Annotated in this window: 17 protein-coding genes; 11 read left to right on the top strand and 6 right to left on the bottom strand. The window is 48.9% G+C overall.

Annotation, left to right across the window (positions count from 1 at the left end; all coding sequences use genetic code 11):
* Positions 1-51: 51 nt before the first annotated feature.
* Genes R3B84_13800 through R3B84_13785 form a run of 4 tightly spaced genes read right to left on the bottom strand, consistent with a single transcriptional unit; the run spans position 52 to position 1,477 of the window.
* Positions 52-447 carry a peroxiredoxin-like family protein gene (locus R3B84_13800; protein ID MEZ6141641.1) on the bottom strand — a complete coding sequence of 132 codons (396 nt, stop codon included), beginning with the start codon at positions 445-447 and terminating at the stop codon, positions 52-54.
* Positions 448-474: 27 nt separating this feature from the next.
* On the bottom strand, positions 475-597 hold the full coding sequence (locus R3B84_13795; GenBank protein MEZ6141640.1) for a hypothetical protein: 123 nt from the start codon (positions 595-597) through the stop codon (positions 475-477).
* A 39-nt stretch (positions 598-636) separates the two neighbouring features.
* Complete coding sequence (locus tag R3B84_13790; protein ID MEZ6141639.1) at positions 637-1,308, bottom strand: HAD family phosphatase; 672 nt, start codon at positions 1,306-1,308, stop codon at positions 637-639.
* On the bottom strand, positions 1,295-1,477 hold the full coding sequence (locus R3B84_13785; protein ID MEZ6141638.1) for a hypothetical protein: 183 nt from the start codon (positions 1,475-1,477) through the stop codon (positions 1,295-1,297). The genes R3B84_13790 and R3B84_13785 overlap by 14 nt, the downstream gene beginning before the upstream one ends.
* 15 nt (positions 1,478-1,492) lie before the next feature.
* Between R3B84_13785 and R3B84_13780 the strand changes: the two genes are divergently transcribed.
* The 7 genes from R3B84_13780 to R3B84_13750 are packed head-to-tail and all read left to right on the top strand — an operon-like array spanning position 1,493 to position 9,212.
* A complete protein-coding gene (locus tag R3B84_13780; GenBank protein ID MEZ6141637.1) occupies positions 1,493-2,731 on the top strand; it encodes a branched-chain amino acid ABC transporter substrate-binding protein in 1,239 nt (412 codons plus the stop codon).
* Between the two features lie 18 nt (positions 2,732-2,749).
* Positions 2,750-3,784 carry a branched-chain amino acid ABC transporter permease gene (locus R3B84_13775; protein MEZ6141636.1) on the top strand — a complete coding sequence of 345 codons (1,035 nt, stop codon included), beginning with the start codon at positions 2,750-2,752 and terminating at the stop codon, positions 3,782-3,784.
* Positions 3,781-4,857, top strand: coding sequence for a branched-chain amino acid ABC transporter permease (locus R3B84_13770; GenBank protein MEZ6141635.1), 1,077 nt, complete (start codon positions 3,781-3,783; stop codon positions 4,855-4,857). Before R3B84_13775 ends, R3B84_13770 begins: the two co-directional genes overlap by 4 nt.
* A gap of 27 nt (positions 4,858-4,884) precedes the next feature.
* Positions 4,885-6,177, top strand: a complete 1,293-nt coding sequence (locus R3B84_13765; protein MEZ6141634.1) for an ATP-binding cassette domain-containing protein — start codon at positions 4,885-4,887, stop codon at positions 6,175-6,177.
* The gene (locus tag R3B84_13760; protein ID MEZ6141633.1) at positions 6,177-6,887 is read left to right on the top strand and encodes an ABC transporter ATP-binding protein; all 711 of its coding nucleotides are present in this window, start codon (positions 6,177-6,179) and stop codon (positions 6,885-6,887) included. Before R3B84_13765 ends, R3B84_13760 begins: the two co-directional genes overlap by 1 nt.
* 25 nt (positions 6,888-6,912) lie before the next feature.
* Entirely contained in the window at positions 6,913-8,007 is a 1,095-nt protein-coding gene (locus R3B84_13755) for a mandelate racemase/muconate lactonizing enzyme family protein (GenBank protein ID MEZ6141632.1), read from the top strand.
* Positions 7,920-9,212 (top strand): FAD-dependent oxidoreductase, encoded by a 1,293-nt coding sequence (locus R3B84_13750; protein MEZ6141631.1) that lies wholly within the window; start codon positions 7,920-7,922, stop codon positions 9,210-9,212. Before R3B84_13755 ends, R3B84_13750 begins: the two co-directional genes overlap by 88 nt.
* 136 nt (positions 9,213-9,348) lie before the next feature.
* Here the strand turns inward: R3B84_13750 and R3B84_13745 are convergent, their stop codons facing one another.
* Positions 9,349-10,143, bottom strand: a complete 795-nt coding sequence (locus R3B84_13745) for a hypothetical protein (GenBank protein MEZ6141630.1) — start codon at positions 10,141-10,143, stop codon at positions 9,349-9,351.
* A 235-nt stretch (positions 10,144-10,378) separates the two neighbouring features.
* Between R3B84_13745 and R3B84_13740 the strand changes: the two genes are divergently transcribed.
* Genes R3B84_13740 through R3B84_13725 form a run of 4 tightly spaced genes read left to right on the top strand, consistent with a single transcriptional unit; the run spans position 10,379 to position 15,474 of the window.
* Positions 10,379-11,695, top strand: coding sequence for a DUF1501 domain-containing protein (locus R3B84_13740; GenBank protein ID MEZ6141629.1), 1,317 nt, complete (start codon positions 10,379-10,381; stop codon positions 11,693-11,695).
* Positions 11,696-11,741: 46 nt separating this feature from the next.
* Positions 11,742-12,779, top strand: a complete 1,038-nt coding sequence (locus R3B84_13735) for a hypothetical protein (GenBank protein ID MEZ6141628.1) — start codon at positions 11,742-11,744, stop codon at positions 12,777-12,779.
* Positions 12,776-14,377, top strand: a complete 1,602-nt coding sequence (locus R3B84_13730; protein ID MEZ6141627.1) for a DUF1549 domain-containing protein — start codon at positions 12,776-12,778, stop codon at positions 14,375-14,377. Before R3B84_13735 ends, R3B84_13730 begins: the two co-directional genes overlap by 4 nt.
* Before the next feature lie 50 nt (positions 14,378-14,427).
* Entirely contained in the window at positions 14,428-15,474 is a 1,047-nt protein-coding gene (locus R3B84_13725; GenBank protein MEZ6141626.1) for a transglutaminase-like domain-containing protein, read from the top strand.
* Positions 15,475-15,487: 13 nt separating this feature from the next.
* Here the strand turns inward: R3B84_13725 and pgsA are convergent, their stop codons facing one another.
* Positions 15,488-16,075 carry a CDP-diacylglycerol--glycerol-3-phosphate 3-phosphatidyltransferase gene (pgsA, locus tag R3B84_13720; GenBank protein ID MEZ6141625.1) on the bottom strand — a complete coding sequence of 196 codons (588 nt, stop codon included), beginning with the start codon at positions 16,073-16,075 and terminating at the stop codon, positions 15,488-15,490.
* Between the last annotated feature and the right edge of the window lie 4 nt (positions 16,076-16,079).

Below are 16,079 nucleotides of genomic sequence, written 5' to 3'. Positions count from 1 at the left end.
AATCCAGGCGGGACACGTGTGTGGTAGGAAATTTCGCGAATTATTAGTCTATTATTTTGCCTGAGCTCGGCTAATCATTAAAATCTCTTCATTGCTAGGTCGATCGACCGCATCTTTGCTCGCGTAACACCATTCGATGCCCGCTTCGGGCGAAAAAAGCAGATCCCCACCCAGCTGAAGTGCGTCCTCTCCCTCGGCAATCGCCCGCACACGAAAGCCCTGGAAGATCATTTTCAGGTACTTCCACACCACCGTGGGACGGAAAAAATTCAACCAACTGGTGCGGCCAAACCCCACTGCAATATAAAGAGTCAGCGAAGGATTCCCATAAAGAGGAAATGGTTGCGGATACTCTCTTAAAAAGCTTTCGATAGCCTTTGGCTTGCTCATCGTGATAACGATCGTATCTACTTGCATTTCAAGTAGTTGGGGCAAAATCTCCTGCACCTGAACCAGGTGCGCTCGACAGGAGATTCACTGAATATGCCTCATGAAGATGAACAATGTGCGGCGAGTGACCAGACTTCGTAAGGGAATTTCAGCACCCACCTGATCGTGGACGGTCATCTTCAGAAATTCATTAGCAGAAAGCATCACGAAATCACCTTACAATAATATTGTAATATCACACAATTATTATACGAGCAATTGTTCAATAAAGCGGGCGTCAATCTCTTCAAACGAATGTACAACGTGGTCTGCACCCGCCTGGATTAATTTTTCGCGTGGGTGATGACCCACGAATGTCACGCCGATGCACTTCATCCCACCTGCCTTAGCAGCCTGCACTCCTGCGATGGCATCTTCCAGCACGATGCACCGCTGTGGGGGGATGTTGAGTTGTGCTGCCGCTTTCAGAAAGACTTCCGGATCAGGTTTACCGCGGGTCGTGTCTTCCATGGCGACCTGTGCGGCGAAAAAATGGGTACTGGCAGTAATTTCAAGAATCAGTTCGAGGTTCTTTCGGGGTGCACTCGTTCCAATCCCCTGCGAAACCGCCAATTGATGAATACCTTTTAATAATTGTCCCACGCCAGGCAGTAGTTCTACCCCTTTTTTGGCCTCTGTACGGTAAAGATCTTCTTTATCTGCACCAATCTGAGCAATTTCCTCATCAGTCAGATGTTCTCCCAGCAGATGACGGATAATTTCCGGATTACGCCTGCCAAAAGTATCCGCAAAGTCTTGCGGTGTAAAGAGTTTGCCAAGTCTGGCACATGTCAGCACCCAGGCTTCGTGGTGCAGTTTTGCCGTGTCGACTAAGGTACCATCCACGTCCCAAATCACCGCCCAGTCACGTGTTGCCATGCACCGCACATCCCGCTTTCATGTAAATCCCACGGTTGATATAGGAAATGTGGTTCCCCCACCACCAAAATGGAGTAAAAATAAACTCAATTCCCACAAAGCGGTTGATTCTGGCTTTTTTCTGTGTACAAGTAATCACGTGCCAGTATTTTTGAAGAATTTGTGGCATGGGGGTGACAATCCAATGGTGCGGTTATTGAAATTTTTCCTGCTGGCGATTTGCGCAGTTCCTTTAGCCACTGGTTGCAATGGCTGCAACGACAAGGCATCCTCTGCAAACACGATCATTATTGTTTCCAGCCTCCCACGTACTGGTAGCGCTCAGGGGCAAACGGATACCATCGTGAATGGCATCAAAATGGCCCTGGAAGAAATAGATAACAAAATCACACTGAATGGTGTCGAGTTCAAGATCGAATACCAGGATATCGACGATGCCACGCCCACCCAGGGACAATGGGATGCCCAACGGGAAAGTTCTAACGCCAGCAATGCCGTTAAGAATCCCGATGTGATGGTTTACATTGGACCGTATAACTCTGGTGCTGCAAAAGTGTCTGCACCAATCCTGAATGAAGGTGGGTTATTACAGATCAGTCCCGCAGTGACTTACCCTGGCTTCACGAAACCTGGCACAGGGGAAGCAAATGAACCAGGCGTTTATCAAAAAGGTGGGAAGAAAACCTTTACACGCGTTGTTCCCGCAGACGACCTGCAAGGCACGAAAGGGGCCAAGTGGGCAAAATCGCTCGGTGTGAAAACCGTTTACATTCTGGACGATAAGGAAGTTTATGGTCAGGGTATTGCCAATATCTTCAAAGCAACCTGCAAACAAATTGGTATTGAAGTTCTGGGACACGACAGCATCGATCCCAAGCAGACCGACTTCCGCACCAAACTAAGCCAGATCAAAAACCTTAACCCCGACCTGCTATACGTAGGTGCCACTTCGCAATCAGGCGCTGGCCAGATTGCCAAAGATATGGTCGCCGTAGGATTGAACAAATGCAAAATGATGGGACCAGATGGCTGCTTTGAGCAGGCATTTATCCAGGCTGCTGGTGCGGATACCTTCAAAACACTCGATTGCTACCTCACTTTTCCCGGTATTGCTCCAGAAAAATTAACTGGCAAAGGGAAAGAGTTCGTAGATCGCTACAAGCAGAAATATGGTAAAGATCCCGAAGCATTTGCTATTTATGGATATGAATGTGGGAAAGTGGCAATTGAAGCGATCAAGCGATCTGGTAAAAAAGATCGTGAAGCAATTCGCGCAGCGGCCTTCACCATCAAAGACTTCGAAGAAGGTGCTTTAGGTAAGTGGTCGTTGGACGAGAATGGCGATACCACGATTGATGTTGTCAACGGAGTGAAAGTTGGACCAGGAAAGTTTGAACCGTTCGACAAACCGATTGGTGATTAATTTTCACTGGAGTATTGTGTGATCGAACCGATATTCGAGTTGCCAGGGCTGTTTGCTCAAACCTCCTCTCCATCCTCGCAACTGGTACTGATTCAATTATTAATTCAAGGGCTGACATTTGGGGCACTTTTTGCCTTGATAGCGCTTGGCTACACCATGGTCTACGGCATTGTTGAATTGATCAACTTTGCTCACGGCGATGTCTTCATGATGGGCATGTTTTTCGCCCTGACGGTGCTGGCAATGCTGGGACTGGCAGGTGATGGTGCTACCACTGCGAAAACCAGCCTGATCATCACCGGTGTTGTGCTGATTTTTTTGACGGTACCAATATTTACTGCTGGTCTTAACTTTGGGATTGATCGATTGATCTATCGCCCACTCAGGTCGGCCCCCAAACTGGCACTAATTGTATCTGCAATCGGTGTCAGCTTTATGCTGATGAATCTTGGCCAGTTATGGAATGGTTTGTTACCAGAGAATGGGCAATCTGTGCAGGCAGCCTCCGTTCGCAGTTTCCCTAACCTGATTCCAGATCGAAACCTTCTGCCAGCGATCCTGGGCAAAGACACCCAGTTACGATTCTCCGTGAAAGATGCGATGATCCTTGGGATTACGATCCCAATGATGATCCTTTTAACATTGTTCGTGAAATATTCCAAAACAGGCAAGGCGATGCGGGCTACGGCTCAGAACCCGACTGCAGCCCGCCTCATGGGTATCAATGTTGATTCTGTTATTGGAGTCACGTTTGCGATTGGTGGAGCACTTGCTGGTGTGGGCAGCGTCATGTATGCCCTCTATCTGAACTCAACATCATTCCAGATTGGCTTCATTAATGGTCTCTATGCTTTTACTGCGGCGGTTCTGGGTGGCATTGGCAATATACCCGGTGCTGTATTAGGTGCCTTGGTAATCGGTATGGTAAGGGCACTCGGATCTGCTTACGTCGGTGAAGCCTGGACCAGTGCGATGGTCTTTCTGGCACTCATCCTGATTCTGATTTTCCGACCGTCAGGTATTCTGGGGGCACGCACCAGGGAGAAGGTATGACAAACGAACCTGCTATCCCGCCCCGCAAAAAACTGCCATTAGCAGCTATCGTTGGTATTGTGGGATTGCTGATTGCAGTCGTGTACCCATTCGTACCTGATTTAAACCAGAACATTTTCCGTTCTATCGGTACTGATATCGGGAACGAAATGCCTACATTGTTTATTTATTGCATTGTCGCACTCGGATTGCACGTCGTTGTTGGCAATGCGGGTATTCTTCACCTTGGTATTGGTGCTTTTTTCGCGGTCGGCGCGTTCACCACGGGCATTCTGGCAGTGGCCAATTACCCTTTTCAATTTGATTTGATTCCCTGCATGATCTGTTCAATGCTGGTTGCCGCCACCCTTGCAGTGGTCGTCAGCGCTCCGATGCTTCGGTTGCGTGGCGATTACCTCGCATTGGTCACCCTGGGCTTTGGTGAAGTTACCAGATACGTGCTGCGAAACTTTGAAGAAATTACGAATGGCACCAAAACACTCGGCCCATTATCCAGCCCTAAATTTCTTGATTGGCCAGCAAAACAACTCGGGCTCACATTAAACTGGCAGAGTTATGAATGCTGGTATTTTGTTACCCTGGTGCTGCTGGTTGCTGTTTTTCTCTTTCTCAGAAACCTGGAAAGATCTCGTATCGGTCGAGCCTGGGTTGCAGTGCGTGAAGATGAACTTGCTGCAACCTGCATGGGCATCCGATCCAGCACGCTGAAGCTCCTTGCTTTTGCGATTGCGGGGGGCCTGGCAGGCATGGCAGGCAGCCTGTACACATTCAAACTCAGCAACACGTCATTTCCCGACCAGTATGGCTTCAATACCTCTGTATTGATTCTGGTTTGCCTGATCCTTGGTGGTCTTGGCAACCGCTGGGGAGTAGTTCTCGGTGTATTACTTGTGGTGGGTTTTGAAAATATTGTAGCCCCCACCGTTGACCAGCATCTGAAACAACAGCTTGGGCAAAACGACCATTTTTATATGCTCCCCGGCTTCTGGAAAATGTTCATCTTTGGCCTGGTGTTGGTGGTGGTGATGCGTTTTCGACCGGAAGGACTGGTACCCGAACGGCGTGATCGATAAACAAAGACACTCAAGGGAGTTGCGTTCTTGGCCATTCTTGAATTGAAAAACGTGACGATGAAGTTCGGTGGACTGACCGCAGTAAACGATGTTTCGTTTCACGTGGAGTCCGGCGAGATCTTTTCGGTCATTGGGCCAAACGGTGCAGGCAAAACGACAGCATTCAACACCATCACAGGAATTTATCAGCCTACCTCAGGCCATGTTTATTTTCAGGGGCATCCAGTTCGGCTTCCCATTACGTGGCGGATTGTCTTTTTGTGCCTTCTGGTCAGTTTCGTCGCGATGCTTTCTGGTTTTCTACTCGCGGTAAATCCTGATCGGCTTTGGCGAGCTGCGATCAAGCGACACAATGCCACCCCAGAGAACTTTACCATCAGTCGCGTTTTTGACGATACACTCGCCTTTATGCGTGGGTCACTTACTACCGAAAATCTAGGCTTACGCGGGCATCGAGTCGTGTCTGTTGATGGAGCCTATGAGTTTGAAACATACTCCACAGCGGATGAAGCCAATCTGGTGAGGGCATTATTATTAAACGATAACCTCAAGCCAGAACAGGTGGGGACAAAGTTCGTGGCCAAAGCGGGTGATCGAATTGTTTTTGAATCCTCGGCAGAGAATATTCGTGACAATTTTATCTCCAAGCACACTGAATGGTATACAACCCAATCAAGTCGCTTGAAGCTGGGCCTGATCGTTGGGATCGTTTGCGGAGTATTAGCAGGTGCTGGAACATTTGTTGTCTGGAACCGGAATCGCCGCACCCCCGATGTGATTTCAAGAGAAGGCATCGCCAGAACGTTTCAGAACATCCGCCTCTTTGGTAAAATGACGGTGCTGGAAAATGTGCTGATCGGTATGGATCGTTACAACAAAACAAACCTTTTCAATATTATCAGTCGATGCCGATTTGGTCGCCGCGAACAGGATCTACAGCAAAAAGCCTACGAACTTCTCCAATTCGTGGGGCTGGGCAAGTCTGTGCACCAACTGGCTGAAAGCCTGCCATACGGCGATCAACGGCGACTGGAAATCGCCCGAGCGATGGCCTCGTCGCCAGAATTATTGCTGCTGGATGAACCTGCAGCTGGGATGAATCCGAAAGAAACCACGGAACTGATGGATTTGATTCGAAAAATTCGCGATCGCAAAATCACCATCCTGTTAATTGAACACCACATGAGCCTGGTGATGGGTATTTCAGATCACATTGCTGTACTTGATTATGGCAGCAAAATTGCCGAAGGAACACCGGAAGAAGTTCGCAACAACCCACGGGTGATTGAAGCCTACCTTGGGAAAGAGGAGGTGAGCTGATGCCCCTGCTGGAAGTGAATCAACTACGGGCGGGATATGGCCCGATCGAAGTTCTGAAAGATATCTCATTAACTGTCGATGTGGGTGAAATTGTCACCGTAATTGGTGCCAATGGTGCGGGAAAAACCACCACCCTGATGACCATTTCCGGCTGCGTGCCCGTGCGAAGTGGGTCGATTGTCTTCAATGGAGAACAGATCACCAAAACTCCTGCCCACGAGACAGTGAAAAAGGGGTTGGCTCAATCGCCGGAAGGCAGAAAGATTTTTCCACGTCTCACTGTGCTGGAAAATCTGCAGATGGGTGCCTTTACCCGCACTAATCCAGCAGAAATTCAGGAAGATATCGACAAAGCCTTTCATTATTTTCCCATATTGAAAGATCGTAAATCTCAACTTGGTGGGACACTTTCCGGTGGGGAACAGCAGATGCTGGCGATTGCCCGCGCCCTGATGAGCCGACCGAAGTTATTATTGCTCGATGAGCCCTCTTTGGGCCTGGCACCGATGATTATCCTGAAAATCTTCGATGTTCTCAAAGAATTGAACTCAAAGGGGATGTCGGTGCTGTTAGTAGAACAGAATGCCCGCCTTGCTTTGAAGTTGGCCCACCGTGGCTACGTGCTGGAAACTGGGCAGATCACTTTTTCCGATCAAGCATCGACCTTACTCAATGACCCCCGCATCCAGGCTGCCTACCTTGGGGAATAATTCACAGAATTCTGGTTAAAAATCGATGAAAATTATTCGGCTGGATGTGCAGCGATTTCGAATTGGTAAGCCCACGAAAATATCACTTTCCGATGCGGTGCCAGCACCGAAAGTTCACCCACCTGAGCTTTTGACGATCACACTGGTTACAGACAATCAGTTGGAAGGGGTGGGCTTTGCTCCATTTCCAGTTGCTGGTGAATCGGCAGCACTGCTGGCAAAATCTCTGTTAGCTTCCCACGTGCAGGAAAAAAATCCGCTGCAGGCAACCGCCATCATCGCTTCCCTGCAGCACCAACTCCAAAGTATCGCCGGTGGGGGACTTTTTAATCGGCTTCTGGCCGCACTTGATATTGCCTTGTGGGATCTGCGGGCGAAAATTGCCGGTTGGTCGCTGGCGCAACTACTGGGTGGGGCCAGACCTTCGGCCCCCACCATTCTGGGCGATGTGGGTAGTGGGAAAAGCACCGCCAAAGAAGTGGTTCATGCAGCGCAAAGCCTGATCCAGCAAGGAGTTACGGGACTGATCGTGGATGTAGGTGATTGCGATGCCCAACTCGACGCGGATCGTGTTCAACTGATTCGGGAAGAGTTGGGTGATGGCCCACTATTGGCAGTTCGTGGGAATACTCGATACGATCTGGGCACCGCGCTGGCACTTGGACAGTTTCTTGACGAAGACATCGGTGCAGACTGGTTTGAAGACCCGGTTCCGGATACCGACGAAAGCGGTTATCGTCGCCTCAGCGAGCGACTTGAAACACCACTGGCATTGGGTTCCCGCCTGCAATCGATTGACCAGTTTGCCCGCCTGCTGGAAACACGCTTTGCCCGCGTGCTGCGTCCTGACCTGTTTCAGATCGGTGGGATTTCCAACATGATCAAACTTGCCCACCTCGCAGAAGTCTATCATATTCCAGTCATCCCGCGTTTCTGTGGGGCAATTGGTATGCACCTGACTTGCGGGCTGGCAAATATTCCTTCAACGGAATATGCCACCACCTTGGATGATATTTTCAGCAGTGCGGTCGAATGGCGAAATGGCCAGCAACGACCTGCCACAAGCGTTGGGCACGGTATTACTTTTTCTCCCACTTCGAGCACTGCCCTCATCCCATGAAACCTGTTTATATCGTGGGGGGTGGTCTGGCTGGGTTGGCAGCTGCAGTCGAACTGGGAAAGCGAAAAATCCCTGCGATTCTACTGGAATCCAACTCCCGCCTGGGTGGTAGAGCGGGCTCTTTTTTTGACAGCACTTCGGGTGAATGGCTGGATAACTGTCAGCACGTCAGCATGGGCTGTTGTACCCATTTTCATGATTTTTGCCGCACGGTAGGGATTGAACATTATCTTCAGCCACAACCAAAACTCTACTTTATGACTAAGGATAGTAGGGTTTCTGAATTTTCTGCAGATCACTTCCCCGCACCACTACATCTGGCACGCAGTTTTTTGAAGTTACATTTTCTCAATTGGTGGGAAAAGCTAGCAGTCGGGCGTGCTTTGCTGAAACTCTGGTTGTGGCCCCCTCAGGAAGATGGGAATTTTCTCATCTGGTTGCAGCACCACAATCAATCGGAACGTGCGATCAAACGTTTCTGGGAAACCGTACTGATCAGTGCGTTAAACGAACAGATCGATCAGGTGAGCACGCACTACGCACGGAAGGTGTTTGCTGATTCATTTTTCTCCAGTCGCAAAGCGAATCAGGTTTTCGTACCCAAGGTGCCGTTGCACGAGTTGTACGGTGCGGAAATGCAACGATGGTTGCAAGAGCATCAGATTGAAATTCGCCTGAATCAGGCGGTGAAAAAAATCCACATTCGTTCGGGAAAGTTCATTGGGCTGGAACTTCGAGATGGAGAGATGCAACTGGGCGATCACTGCATCAGCCATCCCAGTGCATCGACTACAAGCCCTTATATCAGAAGAACTTACATCAATCAAGAAAGTTCAGTCACTACAGAATTCGCCCATAACCAGCGTGCATCTGTGGTATCAACAGCCGATCACTTCCTATCCTCACGTGGTGCTGCTCGATACCCACAGTCAGTGGTTGTTTGCCAGGGGTTCACACCTCGAACTTGGCCACTATTACCAGGTCGTCATCAGTGCCTCAGAACAATTAAAAACTCTGGGGAGTGCTGGTATCGCCAAACTGATCATCCAGGAACTAAGCGAAATTTTTCCGAAAGCCTTACCCGAACAAGTGTTACGTTCAAAAGTGATCACGGAACATCACGCCACATTTTCCCCCACCCCGGGAATCGATCAGTGTCGGCCTTCCGCACAGACAAACGTGCAAGGCTTGGTTCTAGCTGGTGATTGGACAGCAACAGGGTGGCCTGCCACCATGGAAGGTGCGGTAAGATCGGGCGAAAATGCCGCACAGGTAGTGATGAAATCGCTGAGCTGATTTTACTAATTTGCCAATCGATAATTTTGCAATATTGTAATATGCTTATTTGAACTCGTTGTGGCACTTGGTGCAGGCCACATCGACAGCAACAAATGCCTTGGTGAGGTCGGCAGGTTTGCCTTTGCTGGCCTGTAACAGTTTATCTGCTGCCTCATCCATTTCTTTGGTGTAATCGAGCCACATTTTCTTTGCCCCAGCGTTTTCCGCATTCATCACCACTTTGGAATACACTGCCAGGCTTTTCACACGGTGGGCAATTGCCGCGGCTTCCTGCGCCTTCACAGTGGCTTTTTTGCCTTGTTCCTTGATCATGTCTTCTACATTTGTTCCGTAAGAACGGTCTTTGAAATAGTGATGCATCGTATCATCCACAGAAAGGTCCATTCCCTTGATGGCAGCGGTCAAATCGATTTTTTCTTTCTTGGCTGCGGGGTCTGCTTTCGGACCAGCAGCAATTGCCTTCAGAATTTCATCGGTACCTTTGAAATCTTTATCTTTGCCAGCTTTTGCCAGTTTCAGGCCCAGATCACGCAAGGTTGCCATTTTTGCATCGTTAGCAGCATCTTTGCCATCAATTGCACTATTGGCGTAATATGCCATCACTAAACCAGTAGAAGTGATCCCACGAGAACCGTTTCGCTCCACCACACGCTTTTTGGCAGCAGTTGCTTTCGAATAATCGGTCGTGATCGTTTTCAACAGTTTCACATCCTGATCTACCATGAATGCAACATCACTGGTAGATGTGTCTGCCTGCGAATATTGCTGATTAACAATCCAGGCACCAAAACAGGCCGTTGCCACAGCAACAATGTTGCGAATACGGTTTACCTTCATGATGTAACTCCTCAACAATGGAAAGGTGCGATTCTGATTTTCACACTGGTGAAAACATCGAATCAACGTGCGTCAAACTATTTTTATCTTAGCGCAGGCTATTCTGGATGCAAGACACGGAAGCACTTTTCCAACAGGTTCAGGCCTTTCGGCAGATTTCTTCGCCTAAATTGTAGTGCGTAGAACCTATATTTAATGCAGAGTTGTTTCCCCCGCCTGAGCAGATGGGATTTTTATGCTGAAAAAATCACCTAAGTCCTTATTCAGTGAACACTTATCACGCCGCAGCATCCTCCAGGGCTCCCTGCTTGCCGGTGGGATGGCGTTTGGGGGCTTTGGTTCGCTGTTCGGCACTGCGAACGCACAGGAAGCAAAGAAAAAGTCCAAAAATGTCATTTTGCTTTTCATGAGTGGTGGGCCAAGCCAGTTTGAAACATGGGATCCCAAAACGGGTGCTCCCACTGGTGGACCACACTTGAACATTCAGACAACCATCCCAAGCTATCGCATGGACGAGTATATGCCAAATCTTGCCCGCCTTGCGGACAAAATGGCAATTATTCGTTCCATGACCAGCGAACTGGGTGATCACATGGAAGCCCATTATTTCGCACAGACTGGCTTGCCACCGATAAACGTTTTTGCCAGCCCACCTCATTGGCTTTCTGTATGTGCACAGCAACGACCTGCCGAGGATCGATTGCCCACATATGTGATGCTTGGACAACAAAGTGGTGGGAACCTGGCCAATCCAGGACCTGGTTTTCTTGGCCCGAAATATCAGGCACTTGTTTGCCCAGGTGGGGGAAAAGGTCCCCAGGATCTTCCGCAGGTTATTGGCGATGCAGATCGGCTGAAGTTCCAGCAGCGTAATCACTTACGTGTACAACTCAGTAAAACATTCGATCAGCATCGACAAACAGGGCCTATCCAGCAACACCACCAGTCGTTTGCCACGGTGAACAACCTGTTATCGCAGAATAAGCTCTTCGATATTACAGAGGAATCTGCGTCCACATTGGAAAAATATGGCCCATCCCATTTTGGCAAGGACTGTATTCTGGCAAGGCGGCTGGTAGAAAATGGCGTTCCCTTCGTGCGGGTGATGCACCAGAACGGGCTTGCCTGGGATAAGCACCGGCGGGCATTTGAAAATCAGAGGTACCTGACTACCGAATTCGACCAGGCTGCTGGAGCATTGATCGATGATTTAATCGATCGCGGACTCTGGGATTCAACCCTGGTGATTTTGATGGGTGAATTCGGCCGCACCCCCACAATACAGGGACAAGGCCCACCCGGACGGAATCATTGGACGAAGAGTTGGTCGATGTCGATGGGCGGCTGTGGGGTCAAACCTGGTGTTGTGTTAGGTGCCACCAACAAAATAGGAACGGAAATTACTGAAAGACCCGTGACGATTCCTGATCTGTTCAGCACGTTTTACACATTGTTGGGTATTAATCCCAAAACAGAACTGGAGTTCGAAGATCGTCCCATTCCACTGGTGGAAGACCGCACTGCAAAAGTAATTCATGAGGTTATTTCCTGAATTAAAGTGAATTTTTTCTCATATTTCACATGGCCGGCATAACTTTATGGCAAATTTCACCAAAGCAACGAAACGCGACCTCCGATTGCTGGCAGACGATGGGGAGAAACGGGGGCCACTGACGATCTATCAGTTGGCGTTTCACCCCAGCCAGAACCTGCTCTTCGGTGCGTGCAGCGATCGTCGACTTGCCTGCTGGGATCTCGATGGTCCGGTGCAGGATCTCAAAAAACTAGGCAAAGCAAATCTGGCGAAATTCATCTGCCCACACGACCTGGGCTGGATTCGCTCGTTTTGTACCAATAATGATGGCTCAATGTTGCTGACGGGTGGCTCCGATCGCACCATCCGACAATGGCAATTACACTCAGACCATACCACTAAAGTGGCTCATGTGCAGGAAAACGCCCACGTGGGGTGGGTGGAAGCTCTGGCACTTTCCACAGATGGAAAACGTCTACTTAGTGCCGGGGCAGACCAGTCCGTGGCACTCTGGGAACTCCCCACCTGGAAATTATTAAAAAGATTTCATGAACACAAGGGGTATGTGAGGTGCGTTACCTGGACCCACGATGCTAAATATTTCTTTTCTGCTGGGGAAGATGGCAAATTATTTCAGTGGGATGCTAAAAACACCGAATTGTTACGCACGTTTGAATATGGCGAAGCCAATGATGGTTTTGGGCAAACCCCCGCACTAAGCGGTATTCATGGCATTTTTGTCAGTTCCGACGACAAATGGCTGGCTGTTGCTGGCGCGAAATCAACCATCATTCTGGATGTGGCGACTGGCAATCAGGTGGCTGGGGACAATTCCCCTGCACAGGTGACATTCAGCCCCACGGGTGCGGTGCTGGCGAAAGGTTCCGACACTGTTCAGGTCCTGAATTATGAAGACAGCAAATTCAAAACTGTGGAAATGCCCAAAAACGCAAAATCACGCCCCACTCCGGGCATTCCTGGTAAAGTAATCGCCTCAATCAAGTTAGGCGGCTTCTCGCGTGGGTTGGCATTTCACCCAAATGGACGCACGCTGGCATGCGGCAAAGACGATGGCACTGTTGAACTGTGGGATCTGCTATGAAAAAATTAATAATCTCTCACTTATTAGGTTCTTTGCGGTGTTTCCTTCTTGTTGGCAGCACCTTCTGGCTGTCAGGCGGGCATATTGGTGCGAAAGAGCGACAAGGCACCACCATCGTCAATACAGAAATCACCCACACGTTGGAAACTGCGAAAGTACTGCCTGCTCCACTGGCCCCACCCGAAGATCTGGTGCGGCGAATTTACCTCGATTTGCTGGGTCGCATCCCCACCAAAGAAGAAACAGTTGCTTTTCTGGAAGATTCACGCACCGATCGGCACCACCAATTGATCGATCGCTTGTTGCAGCACCCAGAAATGGCATTTTACTGGGCAGGGGTCCTGGATCGCTGGCTCAACCCACCGATTGAAGAAGAACTACCACCCGCACGTCAGGAGCATCTAACATACCTGTTTCAGGCACTTTCAGAAAATCGTCCATGGGACCAGATTTCCCGCGAATTACTAGATCCTGATGAAGGGAAAACGCCAGGGGCTTCGTATTATCTGACCAGTCGGCTGGACGGTGATCGCACAGCCCAGCTTGATTCCATAACCGTTGCCGTATCCAGCAATTTTTTTGGCATTCAGCTCGCCTGTGCCAAATGCCACGATCATCCATTCGTAACGCGCTGGAAACAGGACCATTATTACGGTCTGGCAGCATTTTTTAACACCACCGTGCGTGGGAAGAAAGGCAATCTCAATATCGTGCAGGATAAACCAGCGAAGCCGTTGCTATTCACTGGCAAACGAGTGGGCGAAAAAAACGCTTCAATGCTCTTTCTGGACAATCAACAGCCAAAAAATCCCAATACACCCAACGGACGGGCGGAACTTGTACAAATTGCGGTTTCTCCAGAAAATCCATTCTTTCGCAAGTCCATGGTCAACAAAGTCTGGAAGCAACTGTTTGGGATTGGCCTGGTGGAGCCTGTGGATCAGGTACATGAAGAGAACCCTGCCACCCACCCGAAATTGCTGGAGGATCTCGCACTGCACTTCTCCACAAGCGGTTTTCGTATCAAAGATCTGATTGCTGATATGATGCATTCAGAAGCCTACTTGCGAAGTAGCCAATGGGCAGGTGAAACACGTCCAAAACAAGAACTTTATCCTGTTTCTGCCAGCAAACCACTGACAGAAAATCAGTTCGCCACGTCATTGTCGATGGTGACGGGCCACTATCAGGCAATCGCTGCGAAAACCAAACCTGTGGGTAATTTGGATAAGACAGTCGCGGTGCGTATGCAGATGGAACGCGACAGAGATTATCGAAAACTGGTGCTTCGCTTTCAACAGGATGGCAGTAACTTTGAGGCAACGGCAGCCCAGGCTCTCTACCTGAGTTACAATGAAACGATGCAAAAATGGCTTCGGGCAAACCGTGGAAATTTGTTGGAGCAACTCAAAACCATACCTGAGAATCAGAAACTCGTGCTGGATCTTTACCTGCATGCCTACAGTCGCCGACCAACACCAGAGGAAACCACATTACTGGTGGGTCTGTTATCAGAGAACAAGCCCAACAGGGAAACAATTCTCACCGATATTCTCTGGGCAATCTGTTCCTCATCCGAATTTCGATTTGTTCGATAATTCAAATAGATTTGTATAATCAGATGAGCGATTCAAGATGAGAAATTTCCATGCTCAATCAGTTCATTTCAACACGCATGATCAAAAGTACGATCGTCTGTTCTATTTTCCTGAACATGGTACTGACAGCCCACGCCCAAACATTATCAAAAGCAATTCAACTGAATCCGGCTACTACATTCGAAGTGACGATGACCACAAAGTTGGTTGTACCCGCAGGAAAACAAGTCAGTAACCTGCGAGTGTATCATGCACTGCCGACGGTGCGTCCCTGGCAGAATCGTGCGTTGAAGCACGGTGCGAGCAGCAAGTATCTGCTGGAGCCAAAAAGTGGTAAACAGCAGATTCATGCTGCCACAAACAGCGTTTACGTGTTATGGCAGACGCCTGGTACGTTGAAAGCAGGGGAAAATCTGGAATTTACAACAACCATGACGATTCCATCACCGAAAAGGTCGTTGAATCTGTTGGCGACACCAAACAACTGGAAAGAACTCCTCCGCACACAAGCTGACAAGACAGCGGTCATCGATGTCAAAGTGAAGGATAAACTTCATCCTGATGTTGTACAAATCGCCAAAAAGTTGCAGGCAAACAATTCACCGGCACAAACAGTCACCCTACTGTGTGACTGGATCAAAACCAATCTTCGTTATGATGCCAGCGTAAGGTTCAATTTTGATGATATTGACAGCATCATGCAAAACCGATGTGGGCACTGTGGGCACCAGTCATCCGTACTGCAACAGATGACCGCCAGCCTTGGGATTCCCTATCGCACTGTGTGGGGTTTGAATCTGTATGCTCCGGATGGTGTGACCAGCCAGCTTCAAAAAGTGAGAGCAGACTATACCAACATTCATACATGGGCCGAAGTCTATTTGCCACGGATTGGGTGGGTCGAGGTAGACCCCGGGCTGGGTAACGCCTGCTTCGAAATTCCTGCCACACTTATTCAGAATAATCGTTGGTTTCAAAATTATTCCGTCTGGTTTTCAGAGAACGGCATCGACAAAGCCCACGAATGGATTCCGGTTTCTGGTGGTTTTCGTTCAGATTATCAGCTCGAACATATCATCAGTTACAAACAACGATAAATCACAGACCGAATTATTTTGCAAACGGTTCCACACCCTGAACCAGTTTACTGGCTTTCCAGCAATACTGCACTCCACTGAGAACCGTGACAGCAATGGTGATGTACAGCAGTATTTCGTAAACGACAAAAACACTGGAGGCAAGGCGTGCGAACAGGGCGAAATCTTTGCCAGCCATCAATACCAGGAATAAAAGTATCAAAATACATTGCAACAGCATTTTGAGTTTGCCGAACCAGTCAGCGCCAAACTTTTTCCCCAGAGTTTCCACGTAACCACGAATTCCAGTGACCAGAATCTCGCGACCGATAATGGTAGCCACCATCCAGGGTGCCATTTTGGCAGCAGAAACTGGAATCAGAAAAATAAACACCCCACCCACCATGATTTTGTCAATCAGTGGGTCAAAAGTGCGTCCGAAAACAGTCAGTTGATTGAATTTTCTGGCCCACCAGCCATCAAGCCAGTCGGTAAATGATGCCAGTGCAAACAGCAACAAACTGATCTGCCAATAACCATAGTGGATCGTGGCAAACAGCACACCACTCAGTGGGATTCGGCTGATGGTCAGAATATTGGGGAAGTTCCAGATACTTGCCATAACA

It is taken from the genome of Zavarzinella sp., from assembly GCA_041399155.1.
Lineage (GTDB): Bacteria > Planctomycetota > Planctomycetia > Gemmatales > Gemmataceae > JAWKTI01.
Note: the sequence above shows the minus strand (reverse complement) of the source record. Positions and strands in the feature narration are given on the sequence as shown.

Bases quoted from the DNA above. Each gene is read 5' to 3' on its own strand.
- R3B84_13790 (MEZ6141639.1), bottom strand. From the start codon at position 1,308: ATGGCAACACGTGACTGGGCGGTGATTTGGGACGTGGATGGTACCTTA.
- R3B84_13785 (MEZ6141638.1), bottom strand. From the start codon at position 1,477: ATGCCACAAATTCTTCAAAAATACTGGCACGTGATTACTTGTACACAG.
- R3B84_13780 (MEZ6141637.1), top strand. From the start codon at position 1,493: ATGGTGCGGTTATTGAAATTTTTCCTGCTGGCGATTTGCGCAGTTCCT.
- R3B84_13770 (MEZ6141635.1), top strand. From the start codon at position 3,781: ATGACAAACGAACCTGCTATCCCGCCCCGCAAAAAACTGCCATTAGCA.
- R3B84_13760 (MEZ6141633.1), top strand. From the start codon at position 6,177: ATGCCCCTGCTGGAAGTGAATCAACTACGGGCGGGATATGGCCCGATC.
- R3B84_13755 (MEZ6141632.1), top strand. From the start codon at position 6,913: ATGAAAATTATTCGGCTGGATGTGCAGCGATTTCGAATTGGTAAGCCC.
- R3B84_13750 (MEZ6141631.1), top strand. From the start codon at position 7,920: ATGGCGAAATGGCCAGCAACGACCTGCCACAAGCGTTGGGCACGGTAT.
- R3B84_13745 (MEZ6141630.1), bottom strand. From the start codon at position 10,143: ATGAAGGTAAACCGTATTCGCAACATTGTTGCTGTGGCAACGGCCTGT.
- R3B84_13740 (MEZ6141629.1), top strand. From the start codon at position 10,379: ATGCTGAAAAAATCACCTAAGTCCTTATTCAGTGAACACTTATCACGC.
- R3B84_13735 (MEZ6141628.1), top strand. From the start codon at position 11,742: ATGGCAAATTTCACCAAAGCAACGAAACGCGACCTCCGATTGCTGGCA.
- R3B84_13730 (MEZ6141627.1), top strand. From the start codon at position 12,776: ATGAAAAAATTAATAATCTCTCACTTATTAGGTTCTTTGCGGTGTTTC.
- R3B84_13725 (MEZ6141626.1), top strand. From the start codon at position 14,428: ATGCTCAATCAGTTCATTTCAACACGCATGATCAAAAGTACGATCGTC.
- pgsA (MEZ6141625.1), bottom strand. From the start codon at position 16,075: ATGGCAAGTATCTGGAACTTCCCCAATATTCTGACCATCAGCCGAATC.